Below are 21,609 nucleotides of genomic sequence, written 5' to 3' on the forward strand. Positions count from 1 at the left end.
TGTGAAAAATTACCCAAAATCGGTCAAAAAATAGTCAATCTGTGAGCCATACTGAAAGTATGAATTCTCTCGCTGACAGTGTTGTGGTCACGGAGCTGGCCATCGTAGACCTGTTCACCAAATTGATATTTGGCGCTGATGCTGAGCTCAGCCAAACTGAGCTGCATATTCTCGGTGCACTGCGCGCGGTCGAGAGCAGTCTGCTGCTGCAATCGGGACGCGATGTGGGTTTCTACCTGCGGGCGCTATGCGTCAGTGACATGATAACCCTGGTGAATCGGGTGCATGAGCAGTCGGCGTTGAGCCATCGTGCGTCAACGGCACAGAGTCCTGTCACAGCTGCACTTTCGATCAGCCCCTAGGTATCGCTGGGCGCTGGCTCATCCTGTAGCGGCGAGAACAAAATTTCACGGGTCTTGGCGTCTACCTTAGTTAGCTTGACGCGCACCGGGCGTTCCAGCTGAAATTGGCGATCGCCACTGGTAAGGCTGGCGGTCCAGCGGTCGTAACTGAATTTCTCCGGCACGTTACGCAAATCCACCACCCCTTCGATACCATTTTCTAGCAGCCTGACGGTAAAACCGTTGCTATTGAGGTGACTGATAGTGGCTTCGTAGTCGGCGCCCACTTTATCCTGCATGAATACGCATTTGAGCCATTTCTCTGCATCCATACTGGCGGCGCGAGCCCGGGTTACGCGTTGCTGCAATACCTTCAGTTGTTCCTGGCTTACCAACTGTTCTGCTTCGTCATGCAGGACTTGTTTAATCTGGCGGTGTGCAAGGAAATCCGCGTACTTGCGCAAAGGCGAAGTGCAGTTACTGTAGCAGGGAAGCGCCATGCCCATGTGGGGCCCGGGCTTGGTGCTCAATTCTGCTCGCGTCAGCAGGCGGTTAACCATTGAGCGCAGCGGCAGGCCAGCGGGGCTTGCTGCCAGCAATTTCATAATGGCTCGGTAGTTGGCGACCTCGTCCAGTGGCTTGGCGATGAAGTCGGGCAAAAATTTTGCGACAAACTTTTTAACCTCTTGACTCCGGTCTGTACGGAAACCATCGTGACGAACAAACGGTCCATCCCTACCGTTATCCGCCAGGAAAAGCGCACAGCTGCGGTTAGCGGCAATCATGCACTCCTCGACCAGGCGCTGCGACTGCAGCTTCTCGTGTTGCTCTATATGGTCGATTTTCTTGTGTTCATTCATATACCAGCGATATTCGGTGCGGTCTTCCATCACTAGTTCACGGGCCTCACGATGGCTGCGTAGCGCACGGAACACCTGATACAGCGCCTCCAGCGGGGTGGCGTGGCTCATCAACTCGTCATAGTTGCCAGACAGGTAGCGGTCAACTTGCAGGTAACTGAGCTTGGCACGTGAGCGCACTGTGGCTTCAATGAATTCGAAGTGGCCGACGGCGCCCTCATCGGTGACGCTGATTTTACAGACTAGCGCTGGACGCAGCTGGTCTTCAGCCAGTGCACAGGTTTCCTGGGACAGCCGTTCCGGCATCATCGCAATAGCGTCACCGTGAAAGTACACTGAGGTGCCGCGTGCGGCAATTTCCTGTTCGAGCAATGAGCCGGGCTCAATATAGGTGCCGGGGTCGGCGATAGCGACATACAGGAACCAGCCCTCGCTATTACTCTCCGCATACAGCGCATCATCGATGTCCTGCGTGCGGGCAGAGTCTATGCTGACAAACTCGAGATCGGTGAGGTCACGACGCCGCTGTTGCTCCAACGGTTTGACCTTAGCCAGCTGTTGTTCCAATTCGGCGCTGGCTTCGCTGCTCCACTCCCGGGGCAGTTCGTACTTTGCCTCGACCAGGGCGTTTTCGATGCCCGGCGAGTCGCTGGCGCCCAATACGCGCAGAACTTTAGCCTGCGGTCTGCCGTCCTTAATGGGGTGACGCAGTACCGCGCTGGTAACGTAGTCTCCTTCTTTGACACCGTTGCGAGCGTGGGGCGGCAAAAACAGCCAGCGAGACACCCGGGGCAGGTCCGGTTCTACGAACAGCGCTTTGCCCTTGCGCACACAACGCCCAGTGAACACACCGATAGGACAATCAATCAGTCGCTCAATATCAGCGACCAGTTTGTCGCCTTTGTCGGGGCGTATACAGACCCTGACTCGGTCGTCAGGAAAGGCCTTGAGCATTTCATCGGGCGGAATAAATATTTCACGCCCATCAGCGAGCACGGCAAATCCGTACCGCGAGTGAGTGCCTTTGACAGTCGCGTCAGCATGCTCTTTCTCAGCCACCATCTGATCCTTCAGACCTTTCAGCTGGGAGAGCGAATCCTTATTGAGCATTGGTTAACCGGAATAATCATTAGAGGCGGCTATGCTAGCCCATATCCGGTGGAATGTCAGGTTGGCAGGCGCGCACCGCGCGATTTTTAGAACAAAGTTCTCCTGGCGTTGACATTGCATGAAAAACGGTTTGATAATGACAGCAGATCATGTGGTTTGCAGATCAGGCCGGGAAAAATATTTGAAGATTTTCCAGTCGTCACAGGCACTGGCATTATCTTGGTGATGCCGCTGCTGAAGACGAACCCCAAGGCGCTAATCTTACGCGCTTCTCTTGAGCTTCCCCCGCTCGGGCCCCCATCGCGCCAACATTTGCTACATTTTGATCTCTACAAGCGTCATTACCCTTTGCCCAAAAAGGTTTTACGCCGGCCTTTTTATGCGCAAACACTTATTCCAAAACCCACTTTCATGAGGATGTATCTATGGACTCAGGCGTCGCCTTGCGCGTAGAAGTGCCAGCACCGGCCAATGTTTCACAAAAAATTTATGTGCTGGATACGAATGTCCTGCTGCATGACCCGACGTCAGTGCTCGCGTTTAAGGAGCATCGTCTGGTGATCCCCATGACGGTGCTGGAGGAGCTTGACGATATCAAGGACCGGCGCGATAAGACGGTAAGTCGAGAGGCGCGCATTGCCATTCAGATGATTGACAAGGTAGTGGGTTCTGCCAGCACGCAGCAGATTCAAGATGGGGTGCCGATTACCGGATCTGTTCTGGACGGTGAACCCGGTCGATTGTCGATCTACCAGGACCAACTGCTGGATGACAATACGGCGATACCTTACCTGAACGATACTCATGACAAGGCCAACGATAACCGGATAATTAATGTTGCTCTCCAGCTACAGTCGGCTAACCCGGGGGCTTTTGTATGCCTGGTTACCAAAGATATTAACATGCGGCTTAAGGCCAAAGGTTCAGGGCTGGAGCATGTAGAAGATTACCGGCGGGACCGAGTGCTGGACGATATTGACCTGCTGGCGCGTGGGTATGAGGCGATGCCAGGTAACTTCTGGGATGGTATCCGCGATGTTGACACGCTGCGCGAGGGTAATTTGACTTTGCATAGAGTCTCGCGTGAAGACCTGCCTAACGCCTACCCGAACATGTTTCTTTACGATGACAACGAATTTTTCGCCTATGTTAAGCGGCTCGATGACACGCATGTCTATCTGCACTGCGATAGCAAGACCAACTTGATGAACCGCAATTTTTGGGGCTTGTCACCGCGCAATCTTGAGCAGGCGATGGCCATGGAGTTGATTAATGATGACTCGGTCGATATGACTGTGTTGACGGGTCCAGCTGGTTCCGGAAAAACGCTAATCGCACTGGCTTACGGCCTGCATGCCATTTTAGAACAAAAAAAGTACACCAAGCTGATCGTCGCCAGATCGACCCCGCCGATTGCCGAAGATATTGGGTTTCTGCCCGGTACCGAAGAAGAGAAAATGGCGCCCTGGCTGGCGGCTTTTGATGACAACTTGGAGATTTTGCACGGTACCGATGAGTGTAGCAACGGCAGTATTGAGTACGTCAAGGAACGCGCCAATATTCAGTTCAAGTCGCTGAACTTTATGCGCGGGCGTTCATTCAACAATGCTTACATTATTATTGATGAGAGCCAGGGCTTGACGCAATTCCAGCTTAAGTCGGTCATTACCCGGGTGGGCGCAGATTCCAAGATCGTGGTGCTCGGCAACTTGGCGCAGATCGATAACAAATACATCACTCCGCACCCAATTCCTAATTATGGTGAAAAAGTGTTACCTCGCCGGTTTTACAGGGCTAGCGCGGGGGTAACAGGAAATAAGAGCAAAGTAATGCCAATGTCGAGTGTTGGATACAATTCAAAATATGCTTTGTTACCCCTTACTGCCGAAAATGATGGTGTTCATAATGAACATAAGTCGCCATATACAGCAAAGTGCATGGAGGCAGCATAATGATAAATGGGAAAAGTCATCCACGCGTACTTGATACCAGTGCACTCGTACATGACCCGAAATCGCTGCTTGCATACAGTGACGATGTCTATATTTGCCTGACAGTTTTAGAAGAGCTGGATAGTCTAAAAGAGAGGATAGATAAATCTGTAAGCGCTGATGCGCGTGCGTGCATCAAGATGCTTGAGGATATTATTAACGGGCATTCTGCTGATGAGATGGAGATGGGAATTCTGTTGCCCTCTACCGAAACCACTAAAAGAGGCAGGCTCTTCATTGGTATCGATACACAGCTTGAATTTGCAGAAGCGCTTAAACATGGTATTGGCAGCGATGCTGACAATAGAATTATTAATTACGCTCTGCATCTACAAAAAAAACTCGGGGAAGATGTTTGTATAGTTACCCGAGATATCAATATGCGGCTAAAGGCGCGCACGATTGGTGTCGCGGCAGAGGATGTGCCTGTTGATAATCAGATAACGGATATTGATCTTCTTTATTCAGGCGTGGAGGTTTTTAAGGGTGATCTGTTTGACCTGCTAGAGAGGGAATCTCAGTTTTCAGTGTCAGACGGTGTCTATCGTTTTGAGCGGTCTTTGTTCAATGATGAAGCCCAGGTAAATATGTACTGGTATGATGATGTCGGGCATATCGGGAAGATAACTCAAATCGACGAAGATGGCGTTTACTGTGTGTTACTTCCTCCTAAGCAGGAAAAAATCTGGGGCATAAGCCCAAAAAATCCTCGGCAGGCGATAGCATTGTCTCAATTAACTGATCCGGATTACGATCTAAATATTTTGCTGGGGCCAGCTGGTTCCGGAAAGACTTTTCTAGCGGTTGCGGCAGCGCTACACGAAGTGGTAGAAACCAAAAAGTACAAAAAAATAGTGGTCGTACGGTCGAGAGATTTCATGGACGATGATCCTGGTTTTCTCCCTGGTGATTTGAAAGAAAAATCGATACCGCTAATGGCTGGAATAACGGATGCCTTGATTTCGATGCATGACAGCGATGATACAGAGCATGCCACGATGGCGACAGTTGAGCATATTATCGAGAGAGCCAATATTGAATTTACCAGTATGGCCTACTTTAGAGGGCGGTCACTAGACAATGCGTTTCTTATCATTGATGAGGCGCAAAATATGACTCGTGCGCAAATGAAAGGAATGTTATCAAGGCAAGGCGCTTCTTCGCGTACGGTTGTTTGTGGAAACTTAAACCAAGTGGACGACAAGTTTGTAACGGCTCTTTCGAGTGGTGCCAGCGCAGCAGTCAATGTTTATAGGGACTATGAAAAGGGTTCGGTCTTAATCTTTGATGAGGTGGAGCGTAGTTCTCTTGCTCAGTTTACTGAAGAGAATTTCTGACGGAACTGTATCTTGGCTCAATTAAGCTTATCGGCGTTGAAGCTTCGCAACTAGGCTGAAATATTTTGCGATGTTCGGACCCTGCTGGCGGAGTCCGGACACCCATAAAGTGTCACTGACAATCAAAATAGCGCCCTGATTTTAATGCGTATTAGCATTTATTGGTGACATGGCTTTTGGGAGGCCATTTTTAGCAAGCAGACAGCGAAACCCGGGGGATAATTGAAAATAAAATGCCACTTGGTATTAGTCGTTTTCTTGCTGTGCCGTAGACAAACTCCGTAAAATTCCACACTTTTCGATTGTGCGATCATCTGTGCAGCTAACACGAAGAGTAAGCAATTTTCGCCGCAACTCTTCCAGGTCACGCATTCGAAGCTCAACCTGTGCTATATGCGAGTCAACCAACTCTGAAACGTTATTGCACCCCATATCCCGCGAATTGTTGAGTTCAATAAGGTGTCGGATCTCTGCTATAGACAGGTCAAGACTCCGGCACTGCTTTATGAACAATACCTTGTCCAGCGCGGAGCGATTATATAGACGAAAATTACCCTGGCTACGTTGGGTCGACGGAAGCAGCTGCTCTTTTTCGTAGTAGCGGATAGCCTGCACCGAGCAGCCAGTGCGGCTCGCCAACTCTCCAATTTTGTACATATATTCTTTGCGCCTTGACTCTATAGTAACTATAGATACTACAGTACAGCCAATTGCCCAAGCAAGGCCAGAACAATGTCAGACCAATCCGAGACTTCTAATCAAGATGACGACACCCGTAATGAGTCTTCATCTGTAAAAGAGCCGCAAAGCTCACCTGGCGTCGTGAGCACATTTGAGGTGCCTAAAATGGACTGCCCCTCAGAGGAGCAGCTAATCCTGATGGCTTTGGAAGATATCGAGCCCCCGGTGATCTTGAACTTTGACACGCCAAATCGCCGCCTAAGTGTATATCACACTGCGGGAGCATCCGGAATCGAAGAACGGCTGTCGGCTCTCGGACTGGGCGCGAGGTTGCTCGATAAGCGCTCAGCACAGGTCAGTGAAGTGGACCAAGCCGAAGCTGAACAGCAAGCGTCCGACAAAAGACAAGCTCGCATACTCAAACTACTGTTAGCCATTAACGCGGTTATGTTTGGACTGGAATTTTCCGTCGGTGTGCTCGCCCAGTCTACCGGTCTTATAGCAGACTCTCTTGATATGTTTGCCGACGCCGCCGTATATGGCATCGCTCTATATGCCGTCGGGCGCAGCGTGGTATTGAAGGTTCGGGCAGCTCATCTGGCAGGCTGGCTGCAGGTTGTTCTTGCACTCGGGGCTTTGAGTGAAGTCATCAGACGATTTGTCTTTGGCAGTGATCCCGAGTCAACCCTCATGATGTCATTTGGGTTCGTTGCTCTCATTGCAAATGTTCTTTGCCTAGTACTCATTGCGAAGAGTAAGGATGAAGGTGCGCATATGAAGGCAAGCTGGATTTTTTCTGCCAACGATGTCATTGCGAATGTCGGCGTGATACTGGCCGGATTTCTCGTAGCACTCACAGGCTCTAATACGCCCGACCTCGTTATCGGATTAGTTATTGCCGTTATCGTGCTAAACGGCGGGAGGCGGATACTAAAGCTTCAATCATGAACAAATAGGGTAGATAAAAATGGGTTAGGCATGTAGTCGTTGTTGCCGTGAAAGTCCCTCAGGCGGGAGTGGCGATGTCGCCTTGGACGCACTTTTCACGTAAGCCCCTTAATTATACTAGGGAGAAAACTGGAATCATGTCACAAGAAAAGAATTTTACTCCGGCGCTTGGTTATACTGCCCTTACACCGATTTATGACTTGGCGGTCAGAGCTCTCACGCGAGAGGAGACCTGGCGCTCTGAATTGCTCGAGCAAATTAGACCCTCGCAGAGCGACCGTATTCTGGATGTAGGGTGCGGCACTGGATCTTTGGCAATTAGGATGAAAAAGATCAACACAGAATGTGAAGTACATGGAATTGATCCGGATGCCGCCATACTTACCAGAGCACGAAAAAAGGCGAACGCTGCCAATGTCGATATCACATTTCATAACGGTTTTTTGCATCCGAATATGCTTGCGCAGCTCGGTCGATTCTCAAAGATTGTATCGAGCCTCGTGTTTCACCAAACCGCGCTTGACTCGAAAAGGGATATTCTCGAATCCACGAGAAAGCTATTGCTGCCTGGCGGAAAGTTATACGTTGCAGACTATGGGCTTCAACGTACACCGCTGATGCGAACGCTCTTTCGCTGCACCGTTCAGGCTATTGATGGTGTGAAAGATACGCAGCATAACGCTAATGGCTGCATGCCAGAGCTAGTCGCTACAAGCGGGTTTACGAGCATAGCTGAGGCCCGGGTAATCCCAACGCCAACAGGCTCAATATCAATCTACACAGCGATCCGGCCCTAGGCACCATATAAACGGGCTACCCTGAAGGGATAATATCCCGAATTACATCATGTGATCCTGGTTAGAATGTATAATTGCAATGACAAAGCGTGAAATTAATTTCCTAAAAATAGGCGGAAGATTTTGAACGGACATTCTCATCATCATTCGAATATTTCGGACAACAGTTCAGAGCGAATAGGGCTGGCTTTTTTTCTTAATGTTGCTTTCACGATTATAGAGTTCGTTGGCGGCTGGCTTACCAACAGCACGGCAATCATGGCAGATGCGGTGCATGATCTGGGAGATAGCTTGTCAATTGGCAGTGCGTGGCTGCTCAATCGCTTGGGCAGGAGAAGTGCGGATAAAGAATTTACCTACGGTTATCGAAGGCTATCGCTATTTGGCGCATTGTTGAATGGAGTGGTCTTACTTATCGGTTCTATTTGGGTGTTATCTGAGGCGATTCCCCGCCTGGCAAATCCAGTGATGCCGATGGCGGAAGGCATGCTGGCACTGGCGATACTAGGCGTGAGTGTGAACGGCTACGCAGCATATAAACTCAGTCACGGCACAACATTGAATGAGCGTGTCCTAAATTGGCATCTGCTTGAGGACGTCCTTGGATGGGTTGCGGTACTTATCGTATCGATAGTGCTGCAATTCAAGTCTTGGCCCATTCTCGATCCGGTCCTATCTATAGGCTTCACGCTATTTATCTTGTTTAATGTGTTCAGAAATATCGTTGTTACCTTGAAGCTTTTCCTACAGGCTGTTCCAGATAAAAAGCTGTTGGAAAATATCAGGCAGTCATTGCTAGCTGATGGTGAGGTAGATGGAGTGCATCATTTGCATCTCTGGTCTCTTGATGGCGAACACCATGTCTTAACAGCGCACATAGTGGTGTCACCCGAGCTTAACAGCAAAAGCCACAAAGACCTGCGAGCGCGGATAAACCAGGGGTTAAGCGAATTTGGTTTAAATCATACAACGATTGAAATTGAATTTGCAGACGAGGAATGTCGCGATGCCTGATCGTTCTGTAATGAGCAAACGAGCTCGAATCTGGCCCTTCGGATGACAAACAAAGAGAAGAGAGCTAGCTTGCAGCAGGCAAAGGGCGAAATAATATGAATGAATCGGTAATAATAATTATCATTCATCAGTTAGTATACCAGGGGATGTTTTTTGCGAAGAACTTCATCTTACGGCGTCGACTGGGAAGACCAATTCGGGGCACAAACAAAGAGGCCAGTATATTCATCGGTTTCTTTCTTATTTTTCTTGGTCTTACATTTTTTGAGGCTTTCCAGATTGACGGGGGTATTGCATCATCCTCCACATGGGATATCGCCGCTTACTCTCTGGGCATGATCTTAATGTGCGCCAGCGTTCTAATTGCTAGGGCTTCCCTAAAGGACTTGGGTGACTCATGGCGAGTTGGGGTGATTGAGGACCAGCGGACGACGTTGATAGAAACTGGCATTTATGGAATCAGTAGGAATCCATACTTTGTCGCTTACCTTTTGCTGTTCGCCGCCTACACAGTTTTCCTGCAGAGCCTGCTGTTACTGATACTATCAGGTATTGGTTTTGGACTGATTCACAGGCTAGTTCGTAACGAAGAGAACTATCTATCAAAGCAACACGGCGACACCTACCAAAAATACAAAAAGGATGTGCACCGTTATTTATAGATACTGCAAGCCAAGTAAGGCAGGTCCCGGCCTGCCCCTGGAAAACGTCAGCCTTCTTTAATCGAGATAGTGTAACTCTGCGGAATCGTAATGTTGTTGCCATTTTGACCGAGATCAATTTTTGGTCGCACCCACAGTGACATTGTCACTGAATTCTTTAAGCAGCCAGTGAAATAATATTGGTGGGAAGTAGTGCATCGTAGGAATTTGATATAAAGGACGAAGTCACACTGGATCGGGTCATCAGGTTTGGCAGCTGCCGAGCCCGCAACCGTATGGCAACCCACAGTGAGCCCAGCGGGAGTGAACAGTGACATTCAACCAATTCTACGAATGAAATTTCCCAAGGATATAGGCGATCTCACTGTCTATTGGCAGCCGCGGGCAAGTGTACGGGCGGTATTGCAATGCCGTGCGGCGCTGGATTTAGGGTCACTACCCTGACCGCTTACTCGCTCCGTATACCCGCTGCGTCGGAAGTAAAACAGACGGAAATATTTAACAGTCCCCCAGAAATCGTGTAAGCTTCTGGTCGATCTTCGTTTCCTGGTCAAAAAACTGGTTCAAACTGAATGCTAAAATTTCGCCGCCATATCGCCATTTTTGTTCTGGCGCTGTTTACCTGCCAGTCGGTTATGGCGGGGCTCGGTGAACATTTGGCGTTTTCCGGTGATCAGGCTATGGAATCACAGCACCAGAGCTTTGTGGGCCATTTTACTAATGGTGAAGCAAAGCATGCCGAGCGAGGCTTACCGGGCCTGGTGGACACAGATTGCTGTCACGCCCACGGGCACTGCCATACCCTGGCTTTTGTCGGTGTTGTAGCGCTTGGACCGGAATATCACGGGGCAAATTTTACAGCACTATACTCTGATTCTTACCACTTCCTGTATTACGACCCACTTCTAAGACCCCCAGCCAGCGCCTGATTTCGCCATTTTTGGCGGATTAGCGCGCTCTACTGCTTAGCTCTCTTCTTGATATTTTTCGATGCTGGTTACTTGCCGGCCGGATGTCTGTCCCTCTGAATAGAGTTTACCGGTAGCTGCGTAGCTTCGAGCTTGCGTGTTTTGGCGACACGCCAGGCAAATAGCTAGACGTAGATAAGGGTTAACAGGATGTATCAATTCTTTTGCGGAGTAAATAACCGCAACTTGGGGCGTTATCGGCGCTCGACGAGAGCAGTGGTCGGCTATCTCTTCGCCGCGATACTGGCGGTTCCGGCACATGCCGATGAATCCCAAAACACAACGATGACGCTCGGGTCGGCGGTGCAGCTCGCCTTGTCTGAAAATCCAGAACTTCAGGTCTATCGCTTCAGGGAACTGGGTCTACAAGGACTGGCTAGAACCGCGAATCTGCGACCCCAACTTGAATTGAGCGCCGAGGCGGAAAATTTCGGCGGCACCGATGATTTTAATGGTACCGATGGTGCTGAGTTTACCCTGGCCCTCTCGTCCGTAATTGAACTGGGCGGTAAAAGGGATGCGCGGGTTGCCGCTGTACATTCACAGCGTAAGCTTTTTGACGGTGAGCGGCAGGCGCTGGCCCTGGATTTGATGGGAGAGGTGACGCGTCGTTATGTTGATGTCGTCGCCGCGCAGGCTCGTCTCGACCTTGCGGCCAATGCCAGGACACTTGCAACAGAGGTAGTCGAATCGGTGGAGCGCCGCACCCAGGCCGGTGCTGCCCCGGAGGCCGAACTCCTGAGAGCTCGTGCCCAACTGGCTCAGGCACAACTTCAGGTGAGAACCACGCAAAATCGCTTACATGCCTCACGATTGTCACTGTCAGTGCTCTGGGGCGATGTAGAACCCGACTTCGTACGGGTGGACGGCAGCCTGGCTAACCTTGGCAGCATCGGTGATTTCGAAGCGCTTTTTCAGCGTGCCGTAGAAAACCCAGCGATTACCAGCTTCGCCAGCGAGGAACGGTTGAGAGAGGCTGAGTTGCAACTCGCCCAAACGCAATCCAGAACCGATATTGGCTGGTCCGTCGGTATCCGGCAGTTCCAGGACACGAACGATACAGCGCTGGTCGCCGGGCTAAGTATTCCCCTGAATACGTCGGGACGTAATGCCGGGGCTCTCCAGTCTGCGCGGGCCGCGCGGGATGAAGTCTCGGTCCGACGTGAATCCGCCATGCTGGCGCTGCGGGCTCGCCTTTTCGAAGCCTACCAGCAGCGCAGGCTTGGGATTGAGACCGCGAGTTCGCTTCGAGAGGATGTGATACCTGCATTGACACGTGCGCTGCAGCAGACCCAGGCGGCCTATGAGAGTGGCCGTTACGGATACCAGGAATGGATGGCCGCACGGCAGGAGCTGATCTCGGCGGAATATGCCTTGATCGACGCAGCTGCAGCCTCACTCCAAAATGGCGCCACAATCGAACAACTGACGTCTGAACCCCTATTACCTTCGTTGGAACCTGGTTCCAGTGAGACCGAGCAGGAAACTGAGTAATGCAAACACTTATACGATACCGCAACACGTCCTGGCTGCACTTGATCATATTGGCAATTTCGCTGAGTTGGATAACTACGCCCGTCTATGCAGAATCGGCAGATTCAAATCCGCTATATCACCTCGTGCCGCGCTGGCTGACGCTACTGATATTGGCAGTCGCATTGGTTTGGATGATACAGCCTGCCCATGGTGAGTCACCCGCACCGGATGGTCATGAACAAGAAGAGGTTCACAGTGAGGAAGGTCATATTCCTCTAACGCCTGAACAAATCAAACATGCTGGATTTGCCATTGATCGTGTCGGTCCTGCGAGTATCCGGGAGACCTTACCCCTATATGGACAGATCGTGCCCAATGCGGAGCGCGAGCATACTGTCTCGGCGCGGTTCCCGGGCGTCATTCGCAAGGTTACCAAGCAGGTGGGCGATTCCGTGAAACAGGGTGAAACGCTCGCTACCGTTGAAAGTAACGAGAGCCTCAAATCCTACGCAGTCGTCGCATCGTTGACGGGTATCGTAGCTGAGCGCAATGCGAATGTGGGCGAGCAGACCGGTGACAGGGAAATGTTTGTCATTGGCGATTACTCCACAGTCTGGGTCGATGTGGCAGTGTTTCCGGGTGATCTCTCCAAAGTCCGTGTGGGGAAAGGAGTATTGATCGCGAATAATGATGCCTCTGTTCGCGGCGAAGGCAGGATTATTGCGATATCTCCCACTGGCAGCCGGGCCAACCAAACCACAACGGCGCGAGTATTGCTTGATAACCCGGCGCGACAGTGGGTGCCAGGTCATTTTGTGAGTGCAGAAGTCGTTCTGTCTGAGACTGCCGTGCCGATTGCTATCCGTGAGGAGGCCGTCCAGATCATGGGGGACGAGACTGTTGTTTTCGTCGCGAGTGATGAAGGATTCGAGGCGCGACCGGTAACGCTGGGCCGCAGTGATGGGCAACTCAGGGAGGTCCTGACGGGGCTTGAAGCAGGGGAGGAATATGTAACGGCAAACAGCTTTATTCTCAAGTCTGAGCTTGGCAAGGAGGACGCCGAACATGGGCACTGAGATCCGTAGCAAAGAGTACAAGCGATTGGCAGGCAGCTTTCTGGTGCGCCACCGAATCAGTATCCCATTTGCCTGTAGCGAGTTCTCCGTATGATTGATGCACTGATACAATTTTCGATCGCCCGCCGCTGGTTGGTCATGTTCCTGGTTATGGCAGCGGCCACAGTAGGTGTCTGGAACTATCAAAATCTGCCTATCGATGCAGTACCGGATATCACTAACGTGCAGGTGCAGATCAACACGGAGGCGCCCGGCTACTCGCCACTTGAAGTTGAGCAACGGATCACTTATCTGGTTGAGCTGGCCATTACCGGGCTGCCCTATGTAGAGGAGACGCGCTCCCTTTCACGGTACGCCCTGTCGCAGGTCACCGTCGTGTTTGAGAAAGGCACCGATATCTATTTTGCGCGCAACCTCATCAACGAGCGGTTACAGCAAGCAAAAAGCGAGATGCCGGCGGGCATTGAACCGGTGATGGGGCCTGTCGCCACCGGTCTGGGAGAAATATTCCATTACGTCGTCAGTGCTGAGCCTGATGCCAGGCAGGAAAATGGCGAACCCTACGATGCCACCGCACTGCGTACCCTGCAGGACTGGGTGATCAGGCCGCAGCTGCGGCTGGTGCCCGGTGTGACGGAAATCAACACCATCGGCGGTTTTGAGAAGGAATTCCATATTACGCCCGATCCGGCCAGCTTACTGGCCTACGGCCTGACCTTTGATGACCTGGTGGAAGCGCTTCCCAAAAATAATGCCAACGTGGGAGCCGGTTATATCGAAAAGAATGGTGAGCAGTACCTGATTCGAGCGCCAGGGCAGGTTTCTGATATAGCGGCAATTGAGGCGGTTATTGTCACCTATCGCGACTCCGTGCCGGTGACTATCGGCGATCTAGCACAGGTGGGTTTTGGCAAGCAATTGCGCACCGGCGCTGCCACCCTCGATGGCGAGGAAACCGTCCTGGGCACTGCGGTAATGCTGCTGGGTGCGAATAGCCGCACCGTGTCGGAAGCCGTGTCAGAAAAGCTGGTCGAGATCAACAAGACACTGCCGGATGGCGTATCGGCGAAACCGGTCTATAACCGGACCGTGCTGGTGGACAAGACCATCAGCACGGTGCAGACCAATCTGCTGGAGGGGGCTGTACTCGTTGTCATCGTGCTATTGATGATGCTGGGTAATGTCCGCGCGGCGCTGCTCACCGCCATGGTCATTCCACTGTCCATGCTCATGTTGATTACGGGGATGGTTGAAACGAAAGTGAGCGCCAACCTGATGAGTTTGGGTGCGCTGGATTTTGGCCTGATCGTCGATGGCGCCGTCATTATCGTTGAAAATTGCATTCTTCGACTTGCGGAGCGCCAGCACCACCTGGGACGGATTCTCAAGCTCGATGAGCGATTGCAGACGGTATTTGCGGCAACTCGCGAGGTGTTCACGCCCAGTCTCATCAGCGTGCTGGTGGTCATCCTGGTCAACTTGCCTATTCTCGCCCTCACCGGTGTCGAAGGCAAAATGTTCACCCCGATGGCACTGGCCGTGATCATGGCCCTGGTCTCGGCGTTGATTCTCTCTCTTACCTTCGTGCCCGCCGCGGTCGCATTGCTGCTGACTGGCCGAATTGAAGAGAAAGACAATGCCATTGTTCGCACGGCCAAGCGGCTGTATCTCCCTACTCTGGCTGCTGCGCTCCGGTTTCGGGTACCGGTATTAATGGGCGCTGTGTTGCTTGTGCTGGGCTGTGGATGGTTGGCCACGCGGATGGGCGCCGAATTCATTCCCAACCTGGATGAAGGCGATGTCGCAATTCAGGCTTTACGCATCCCGGGCACGAGCCTGACCCAGTCGCTCGAGATGCAGTTCCAGCTGGAAAAGGCGGTACTCGAATTGCCCGAGGTGAAAACCTATTTTTCGCGAGTGGGCACCGCCGAGGTCGCCAGTGATCCGATGGGCCCCAATATCTCTGACGGCTATGTCATGCTGAAGTCCCGGGAAGAATGGCCAGATCCAGACAAAACCAAGGCACGGCTGCTGGATGAAATACAGGCGAAACTGGCGTTATTGTCCGGCAATGCCTTTGAAATCAGCCAGCCGATTCAATTGCGATTCAACGAGTTAATTTCGGGTGTGCGCTCTGATCTCGGGGTTAAAGTGTTTGGTGACGATCTGTCTCAGTTGCTCCGGTCGGGAAATGAAATCGCGGAGGTGATTAACACTATTCCCGGTGCGGAAGGCGTGAAGGTTGAGCAGGTCTCGGGTTTGCCAATCCTGTCTGTCGAATCGAATCGAAAGGCCTTGTACCGCTATGGTCTCAATGTTGCCGATGTTCAGGATGTTCTCGCCGCTGCCACCGGTGGGGAGGATGCGGGCCTGGTGTTCGAAGGCGATCGGCGGTTTGCAATCGTGGTGCGGCTGACGGAACGGTTGCGTAGCGATTTGAACGCGCTGGAGCGTTTGCCCATACCGCTGCCACAGGGTGGCTATGTGCCATTGGGTGAGGTAGCCAGCTTGACACTCGCACCCGGCGCGAACCAGATTTCCCGTGAGAATGGCAAGCGGCGCCTGGTGGTCAGCGCCAATGTACGCGGTCGCGACCTGGCCGGTTTTGTAGCCGAAGTCCAGCAGAAACTGGATGAGCAAGTAAAAATACCGCCCGGCTACTGGTTGAGCTACGGCGGTACGTTCGAGCAACTGGAATCGGCCACGAAACGACTCAGTCTGTTGGTGCCGGTGACGCTGGTAATGATATTCGCGCTGTTGATGATGACCTTTGGCTCGGCGAAAGACGCGGCGCTGGTGTTCAGCGGGGTGCCACTGGCGCTGACGGGAGGTGTCGTGTCGCTGTGGCTGCGTGATATCCCCCTATCAATTACTGCTGGGGTTGGATTCATCACTCTGTGCGGGGTCTCGGTCCTGACGGGCGTCATGATGGTGTCCGCCTTTCGGGACGGCCTCGCGAACGGCAAGGATATCGATACTTCGATACACGACGGGGCATTGCTCAGATTGCGCCCCATTCTGATGGTCGCCCTGGTTGCGGCACTGGGGTTTTTGCCCATGGCGCTCAATACCAGCACCGGCGCGGAGGTTCAGCGTCCTCTGGCGACAGTGGTCATCGGCGGGATCATGTCCTCGACCCTTTTAACGCTCATTGTATTGCCCGGTCTCTATCGAATGGCCTATCGGAAACCAAGAACGGAGGCTCTTGGCGAGGAGGTGGTTACACCGTGACACGGATGTGGACTCACGCAAACACTTTATCGAGGTATCTATGAAACAAATCAAAGCTTTTGTACACCACATCCGTTCAGCGGCAGTAGTGGACGCACTGAGCGATGCCGGTTTTTCTAATATTACGCTGCTTGATGTCAAAGGGACTTTGAAGCCCCTGTCTGAGTCGGAGCAGGCTTACTCGGCTGAGGTGCGGCTGGCGATCATTTCCGAAGTGAGAGTTTCGCTCGTTTGCGATGACGCCGACGTCGATTTAGCAACCGATACTATCAGGCAAGCGGGCCGAATCGGGTCGAATACCTCGGGTTGGGTCTACGTTAGCCCGATTGAAGAGGCTCTTCCAATAGGAGGCCATGATGGCGGGCCTAAGTAAACGCAAAGCGGGTCGGGTACAGATAGGCCAGGCGGTGACCACCTGTGATAGCCGTAGATATCGCTAGCAAACGAGATGGAGTGGAGGAGACAACTATGCAACGCAGTACTGACCCGCCTACCGGGGTACATTTTCATGCCGAGCGCATCCACCGTATCAATGGGCTGTGGTACTACCTGACCCGAGAGGGCGCCAATGTGGGTCCATTCGCAACCAAGGACAGTGCAAAGAAACACCTTGTCCATTTTTTGGGAACTGGAGAAAAGATGGCGGCCGAGGAACCGGACCGGTAACAGCCTAGCGCATTGTAGAATGCTTCTGGCGCCGGTTATGACCAATGCTGCCGCCTATCAAGAGGCCATCGTGAATCGTAGCGGGGGCCTATTCGACGCCAGAGTTTCTGAGCGCGCCGAGCGACTGGCCCCATTGAAAGGTGAACTTGTAGAAAATGAGGCGAGCCTGAAGGCGATGCCAGAGGCCCAGTCTGATCTGAGGGAAGAGCTGGAGAACATTCTCCAGACGATTGATAAATTGAACGTGGTCAATGCTCAGCTGGTCACCTTGGGGCGCTTCAGGCCGCTATGGCAGAGGTACAGAAAAAGGTGAATGAGCGCGCCGCGAAAAATAGGGTGGGGTAGCTACTGTACCCTTGCGGCGATGCGAGCCAAAATAGGGGCAGTTGCGGTTTAGACTTGCCTAAATCGCCGCATTTGTGCTTGTATTAGATAAGGAGAGAAAATATATGCTGCATAAGATCGTAATGGCGCTGATGATTTGGGGGTTGGTTCTTCAACCTCTGACGGCTGCCGTGCCCGATCTAATGCCTGCAGACAGTTCTTCTACAGCCGTCGTGGTCATTGATAGCGTTGACGCCATGGCTTCTCACCACGCTATAAACGACGACGATGCCCCTCCCTGCCATGACATGGTAGACGAAGTTCAAAATTCAATGGATTGCGCCGATTGTGAAGATGGATGTGCGAGTAGTGTCTGTGCCTCTTCCTGTTCTTTTAGTAGTCCTGCAGTAGTTAACCAATTGATGCCGAAGCTCGCGCAACACACGCCTGTTCGTGCTGTCGGAAGCAATGATGCCCTAATTCAAGGCCGTCTCACCCGCATTTTCCACCCCCCGAAACACGCTTGACCCCTCTTAGAGCGCGCCAGCGCTCGCCTGAAGAAACTTTGTTGGCTTAGACCATTGACCTAGGTGTTACTCCTAGGTTGTACGCTAATCTCAGCGAATATCCTAAGTGTTGATTACGAGCCATATCTTGTGTGAAAGCGAGATTGATAACCGTCACGGAAGCCCGTAGTCACTAGCGAAAGATGCAGAAAATGAGAACAGTCACAGCCGTTGCGAGACAGTATGGAGTCAGTCCGGACGCGGTCCGGCATTACACCAAACTGGGACTACTTCGCCCGCTACGTAGTGAGATCAATGGCTATCGATACTTCGATTTGGCGCAGGAAAACAAGCTTGCCTTCATCCTATCGGCCAAGAAACTGGGTTTCAGCCTTAAAGAAATTGGACAAATCCTGCATACCGCAGAACAAGGCGACACACCCTGTCCTCTCGTTCGAGAACTCATCCAAAAGCGACTCTCAGAGATACGAGAAGAAGTTGCTGAATCACAGCGTCTGGTATCCCGGCTGGAAGTAGCCTGCGATAAATGGCGCGAGTTGCCAGACCGCATGCCTTCGGGCGATTCGATCTGTCATCTGATCGAAACTTGGCAGGCCTTGGTAACTGAGCCTGCCGAAAAGACTAAAACCCAAGAGACGCAACATGAACAAGCCCGTTGAGCAAAAAGACACACGCCAATCTGACGGCGGCGGTTCGCACCCGATCTACCTGAACGTTATTGATGCGTCATGTGCGAGCTGCGTCGACAAAATCGAGCGTGCGTTAAAGGCTGTGCCGGGCGTTAAGGATGCCGCTATGAACCTTGCGCAACGAAGTGTGGCGGTAACCGGCCATGTAGAGGGAAGCTCGCTGATTAAAGCGATTGAGTCTGCTGGCTACACCGCAAAAATGGCGGGTGACCCCTCTGATCGGGATAGCATTGACGAGCAGGAAAAATCAGACGAGGTGTATTACCGCAGGCTTCTGCGAGAAACATGGGCCGCCCTCTCGTTGGGTGTCCCGCTTATGGTCTACGGACTCTTTATCGGAGAAATGAGCGTCAACTCTCCGGGCCAGCGTTTGGCCTGGCTTTCAGTAGGTGTTGCAACGCTTGTTGTCATGTACTGGGCAGGCAAGCATTTTTATGTCGGCGCGTGGAAATCCTTCCTTAATCATTCGGCAAATATGGACACGCTGATAGCGCTTGGCACTGGGACGGCCTGGATCTACTCCATGTTTGTCGTGCTGTTTCCCGACATCGTTCCCGAAATGGCCCGGCATGTCTATTTCGAAGCCACGGCCATGATTATCGGTCTTATTAACCTTGGCCTGGCGCTGGAAATTCGAGCAAGGGGTAAGACGTCTCTAGCGATCAAGCGATTGATTGGTTTGCAGCCCAAACTCGCGCGTGTCATTCGCGAAGGGCAAGAACTAGACGTAGCGATTGAGAGTGTCGCTTTGGGTGAGCATCTGCGCGTTCGCCCCGGCGAGAAGCTTCCTGTGGATGGTGTTGTACTCGAGGGTCACACGACTATCGATGAATCTATGCTTACCGGTGAGCCTATGCCCATTGAAAAGGGGCCTGGCGATACCGTTGTTGCGGGAACAATAAATCGGAGTGGAACTGTCATCTTCGAGGCGACAAAGGTGGGCAAAGACACGGCGCTTGCACAAATCATCCAAATGGTGAAGCGAGCACAGAACTCCAAGCCGCCGATTGGTCGATTGGCTGATGTGATATCTGCCTACTTTGTGCCTGTCGTGATGATCATAGCCGTACTGAGCGCGTTGGTTTGGTTGAACTTCGGGCCGGAGCCGCGTTTGGCGTTCGCGATTGTCTGCGCAACCACTGTCCTGATTATTGCCTGCCCCTGCGCATTGGGGCTAGCCACACCGATGTCGGTCATGGTGGGCGTGGGGAAGGCGGCAGAAGCAGGCGTACTCATTCGTAACGGGGAGGCCTTGCAAACTGCATCAAAGCTATCGGCCATGGTACTGGATAAAACCGGGACGATTACGTTGGGGCAACCAAGAGTAACGGAGATCGAGCTTGTTGCAGGAGGCCTGGAAGAGCATGTTCTCTCGCTAGCGGCCAGCCTGGAATCCGGCTCGGAGCATCCGCTTGCACAATCGATCGTCGCTTCAGCCAAGGAACGCGGTATCTCCATTGAAAAAGTCGAGTCCTTCAAAGCCATCGCCGGGCACGGCGTGAGCGGTAAAGTTGGCGCTCATGAGTTGCTCTTTGGAAACGAGCGTCTCATGAACAAGCATGGCATAGAGCTGGGTGACTCTGTGGCTAAGGGGCAGGCTATGGCTGCCCGAGCCCAGACACCTATGTACTTCAGCGTGGACGGTCGGCTCGACGCTATCATCGCCGTAGAAGATCCCATTAAGGAAGATTCCATATCGGCGATTAATCGTCTCAAAGAGGACGGTGTTCGCATCATTATGCTCACCGGGGACAATCGCGACACCGCCAAGGCGGTAGCGCAGCGCGTTGGCATCGAGGAGTTCTACGCAGAAGTCCTGCCCGGACAAAAATCTGAAAAAATCTCTGAATTGCAGGCCCGGGGCGAAATCGTGGGTATGTCCGGCGACGGTATCAATGATGCTCCTGCGCTGGCGCTCGCGAATGTTGGGTTTGCGATCGGAACCGGAACAGACGTGGCCATTGAGAGCGCCGATATCACGCTGATGCGTGGTTCATTACATGGTCTGGCCGATGCTATCGAAGTCAGTAAGGCTACGATGGCAAACATCAAGCAGAATCTCGTTGGCGCGTTTATCTACAACGTAGCGGGTGTTCCCGTTGCTGCCGGTGTCCTGTATCCCTTTATCGGCATCCTTTTGAATCCCGTTATCGCTGGAGCAGCGATGGCGTTTTCATCTCTTACCGTTGTTACCAACGCCAACCGGCTCCGCCTATTCAAGGCGAGCGCAGCATGAGGAGAATTTAGGATGATGTTAGTCAATGTAGCAGGACTGATCGTGATCGCACTCATTGTGTGGTGGTTCTGGCTGTACAAGCCTAAAGCCGCCTCAGACATCGGTGGCGACACAGTGATACTTGTCGCCAACGGCACTTACGATCCCGCGCGCCTGTCTATCCCTCCGGGGAAACCCGCAACCTTGAAGTTCCTAAGAGAAGATGAGTCGCCATGTTCAGCGGTTGTTGTATTCGCGGATCTAGATATCAGCAAAGACTTGCCGGTTGGAAAAGTTTCAGAAGTCACGCTGCCTGCGTTGCCTTCTGGCGAATATCCATTCACTTGCCAGATGCAGATGTATCGGGGCGATCTGATTGTAGAGGAGAACGAGAAATGAACAGCAGCCAGCATAAATCAAAGCAATGGTTCACGACTAAAAGCATCTTTATTGCGTCTATAGCGGGGGCAGGGCTTTACTATCTATGGATCGAACATCACTCGCATCTTACCCACTTCTTGCCCTATGCCATTTTCTTACTCTGCCCAGTCATTCATATATTTATGCATGGTGGGCATTCGCATAAGCAAAGTGGAAACACGGCAATGGAAGAGCCTGGCCAATCAGCTCCAAGCCAGTCTCTACCTGAGGGTGAACCAAAGCCAGAAAACAGTACAACGAGAAAGGAATAGCCAG

General features: G+C 52.2%; 20 protein-coding genes. 18 read left to right on the forward strand and 2 right to left on the reverse strand.

The genetic code is table 11. From position 1 onward, the window contains the following. The first annotated feature begins 41 nt into the window (after positions 1-41). Positions 42-362 carry a hypothetical protein gene (locus EYC98_RS17635; protein WP_279246712.1) on the forward strand — a complete coding sequence of 107 codons (321 nt, stop codon included), beginning with the start codon at positions 42-44 and terminating at the stop codon, positions 360-362. Here the strand turns inward: EYC98_RS17635 and EYC98_RS17640 are convergent. After that, positions 359-2,311: a ribonuclease R family protein gene (locus EYC98_RS17640; protein ID WP_279246713.1), complete on the reverse strand. Its 1,953-nt coding sequence runs from the start codon at positions 2,309-2,311 to the stop codon at positions 359-361. The genes EYC98_RS17635 and EYC98_RS17640 overlap by 4 nt on opposite strands. A gap of 425 nt (positions 2,312-2,736) precedes the next feature. On the opposite strand from EYC98_RS17640, the gene EYC98_RS17645 reads away from it, so the two are divergent. After that, on the forward strand, positions 2,737-4,263 hold the full coding sequence (locus EYC98_RS17645; protein WP_279246714.1) for a PhoH family protein: 1,527 nt from the start codon (positions 2,737-2,739) through the stop codon (positions 4,261-4,263). Continuing rightward, entirely contained in the window at positions 4,263-5,639 is a 1,377-nt protein-coding gene (locus tag EYC98_RS17650; RefSeq protein ID WP_279246715.1) for a PhoH family protein, read from the forward strand. Before EYC98_RS17645 ends, EYC98_RS17650 begins: the two co-directional genes overlap by 1 nt. Positions 5,640-5,885: 246 nt before the next feature. Here the strand turns inward: EYC98_RS17650 and EYC98_RS17655 are convergent, their stop codons facing one another. Continuing rightward, positions 5,886-6,296, reverse strand: a complete 411-nt coding sequence (locus tag EYC98_RS17655; RefSeq protein ID WP_279246716.1) for a Cd(II)/Pb(II)-responsive transcriptional regulator — start codon at positions 6,294-6,296, stop codon at positions 5,886-5,888. 75 nt (positions 6,297-6,371) lie between these two features. On the opposite strand from EYC98_RS17655, the gene EYC98_RS17660 reads away from it, so the two are divergent. From EYC98_RS17660 to EYC98_RS17730, 15 genes are all read left to right on the forward strand, one after another. Then, positions 6,372-7,268 (forward strand): cation efflux transmembrane domain-containing protein, encoded by an 897-nt coding sequence (locus EYC98_RS17660; protein WP_279246717.1) that lies wholly within the window; start codon positions 6,372-6,374, stop codon positions 7,266-7,268. A gap of 137 nt (positions 7,269-7,405) precedes the next feature. Continuing rightward, positions 7,406-8,065: a class I SAM-dependent methyltransferase gene (locus EYC98_RS17665; protein ID WP_279246718.1), complete on the forward strand. Its 660-nt coding sequence runs from the start codon at positions 7,406-7,408 to the stop codon at positions 8,063-8,065. 123 nt (positions 8,066-8,188) lie between these two features. Further along, positions 8,189-9,079, forward strand: coding sequence for a cation diffusion facilitator family transporter (locus tag EYC98_RS17670; protein WP_279246719.1), 891 nt, complete (start codon positions 8,189-8,191; stop codon positions 9,077-9,079). Positions 9,080-9,174: 95 nt separating this feature from the next. Beyond that, positions 9,175-9,741, forward strand: coding sequence for a methyltransferase family protein (locus EYC98_RS17675; RefSeq protein WP_279246720.1), 567 nt, complete (start codon positions 9,175-9,177; stop codon positions 9,739-9,741). A 572-nt stretch (positions 9,742-10,313) separates the two neighbouring features. Next, on the forward strand, positions 10,314-10,670 hold the full coding sequence (locus EYC98_RS17680; RefSeq protein ID WP_279246721.1) for a hypothetical protein: 357 nt from the start codon (positions 10,314-10,316) through the stop codon (positions 10,668-10,670). 189 nt (positions 10,671-10,859) lie between these two features. Further along, positions 10,860-12,203 carry a TolC family protein gene (locus EYC98_RS17685; protein ID WP_279246722.1) on the forward strand — a complete coding sequence of 448 codons (1,344 nt, stop codon included), beginning with the start codon at positions 10,860-10,862 and terminating at the stop codon, positions 12,201-12,203. Beyond that, the gene (locus EYC98_RS17690) at positions 12,203-13,261 is read left to right on the forward strand and encodes an efflux RND transporter periplasmic adaptor subunit (RefSeq protein ID WP_279246723.1); all 1,059 of its coding nucleotides are present in this window, start codon (positions 12,203-12,205) and stop codon (positions 13,259-13,261) included. Before EYC98_RS17685 ends, EYC98_RS17690 begins: the two co-directional genes overlap by 1 nt. A 90-nt stretch (positions 13,262-13,351) precedes the next feature. Next, positions 13,352-16,492, forward strand: a complete 3,141-nt coding sequence (locus tag EYC98_RS17695; RefSeq protein WP_279246724.1) for an efflux RND transporter permease subunit — start codon at positions 13,352-13,354, stop codon at positions 16,490-16,492. Between the two features lie 40 nt (positions 16,493-16,532). Next, positions 16,533-16,865, forward strand: coding sequence for a P-II family nitrogen regulator (locus EYC98_RS17700; RefSeq protein ID WP_279246725.1), 333 nt, complete (start codon positions 16,533-16,535; stop codon positions 16,863-16,865). A gap of 95 nt (positions 16,866-16,960) precedes the next feature. Then, positions 16,961-17,158 (forward strand): DUF6316 family protein, encoded by a 198-nt coding sequence (locus EYC98_RS17705; RefSeq protein ID WP_279246726.1) that lies wholly within the window; start codon positions 16,961-16,963, stop codon positions 17,156-17,158. Positions 17,159-17,195: 37 nt separating this feature from the next. Next, entirely contained in the window at positions 17,196-17,471 is a 276-nt protein-coding gene (locus EYC98_RS17710; protein WP_279246727.1) for an adenine nucleotide alpha hydrolase family protein, read from the forward strand. Positions 17,472-18,200: 729 nt separating this feature from the next. After that, positions 18,201-18,668 (forward strand): MerR family DNA-binding protein, encoded by a 468-nt coding sequence (locus tag EYC98_RS17715; RefSeq protein WP_279246728.1) that lies wholly within the window; start codon positions 18,201-18,203, stop codon positions 18,666-18,668. Next, on the forward strand, positions 18,652-20,934 hold the full coding sequence (locus tag EYC98_RS17720) for a heavy metal translocating P-type ATPase (protein WP_279246729.1): 2,283 nt from the start codon (positions 18,652-18,654) through the stop codon (positions 20,932-20,934). The genes EYC98_RS17715 and EYC98_RS17720 overlap by 17 nt, the downstream gene beginning before the upstream one ends. A 12-nt stretch (positions 20,935-20,946) precedes the next feature. Next, positions 20,947-21,312, forward strand: a complete 366-nt coding sequence (locus tag EYC98_RS17725) for a cupredoxin domain-containing protein (protein WP_279246730.1) — start codon at positions 20,947-20,949, stop codon at positions 21,310-21,312. Continuing rightward, the gene (locus EYC98_RS17730) at positions 21,309-21,605 is read left to right on the forward strand and encodes a DUF2933 domain-containing protein (RefSeq protein ID WP_279246731.1); all 297 of its coding nucleotides are present in this window, start codon (positions 21,309-21,311) and stop codon (positions 21,603-21,605) included. The genes EYC98_RS17725 and EYC98_RS17730 overlap by 4 nt, the downstream gene beginning before the upstream one ends. The last annotated feature ends 4 nt before the right edge of the window (positions 21,606-21,609 follow it).

Source organism: Candidatus Litorirhabdus singularis (assembly GCF_026262625.1).
GTDB classification, from domain to species: Bacteria; Pseudomonadota; Gammaproteobacteria; order Pseudomonadales; family Halieaceae; genus Litorirhabdus; species Litorirhabdus singularis.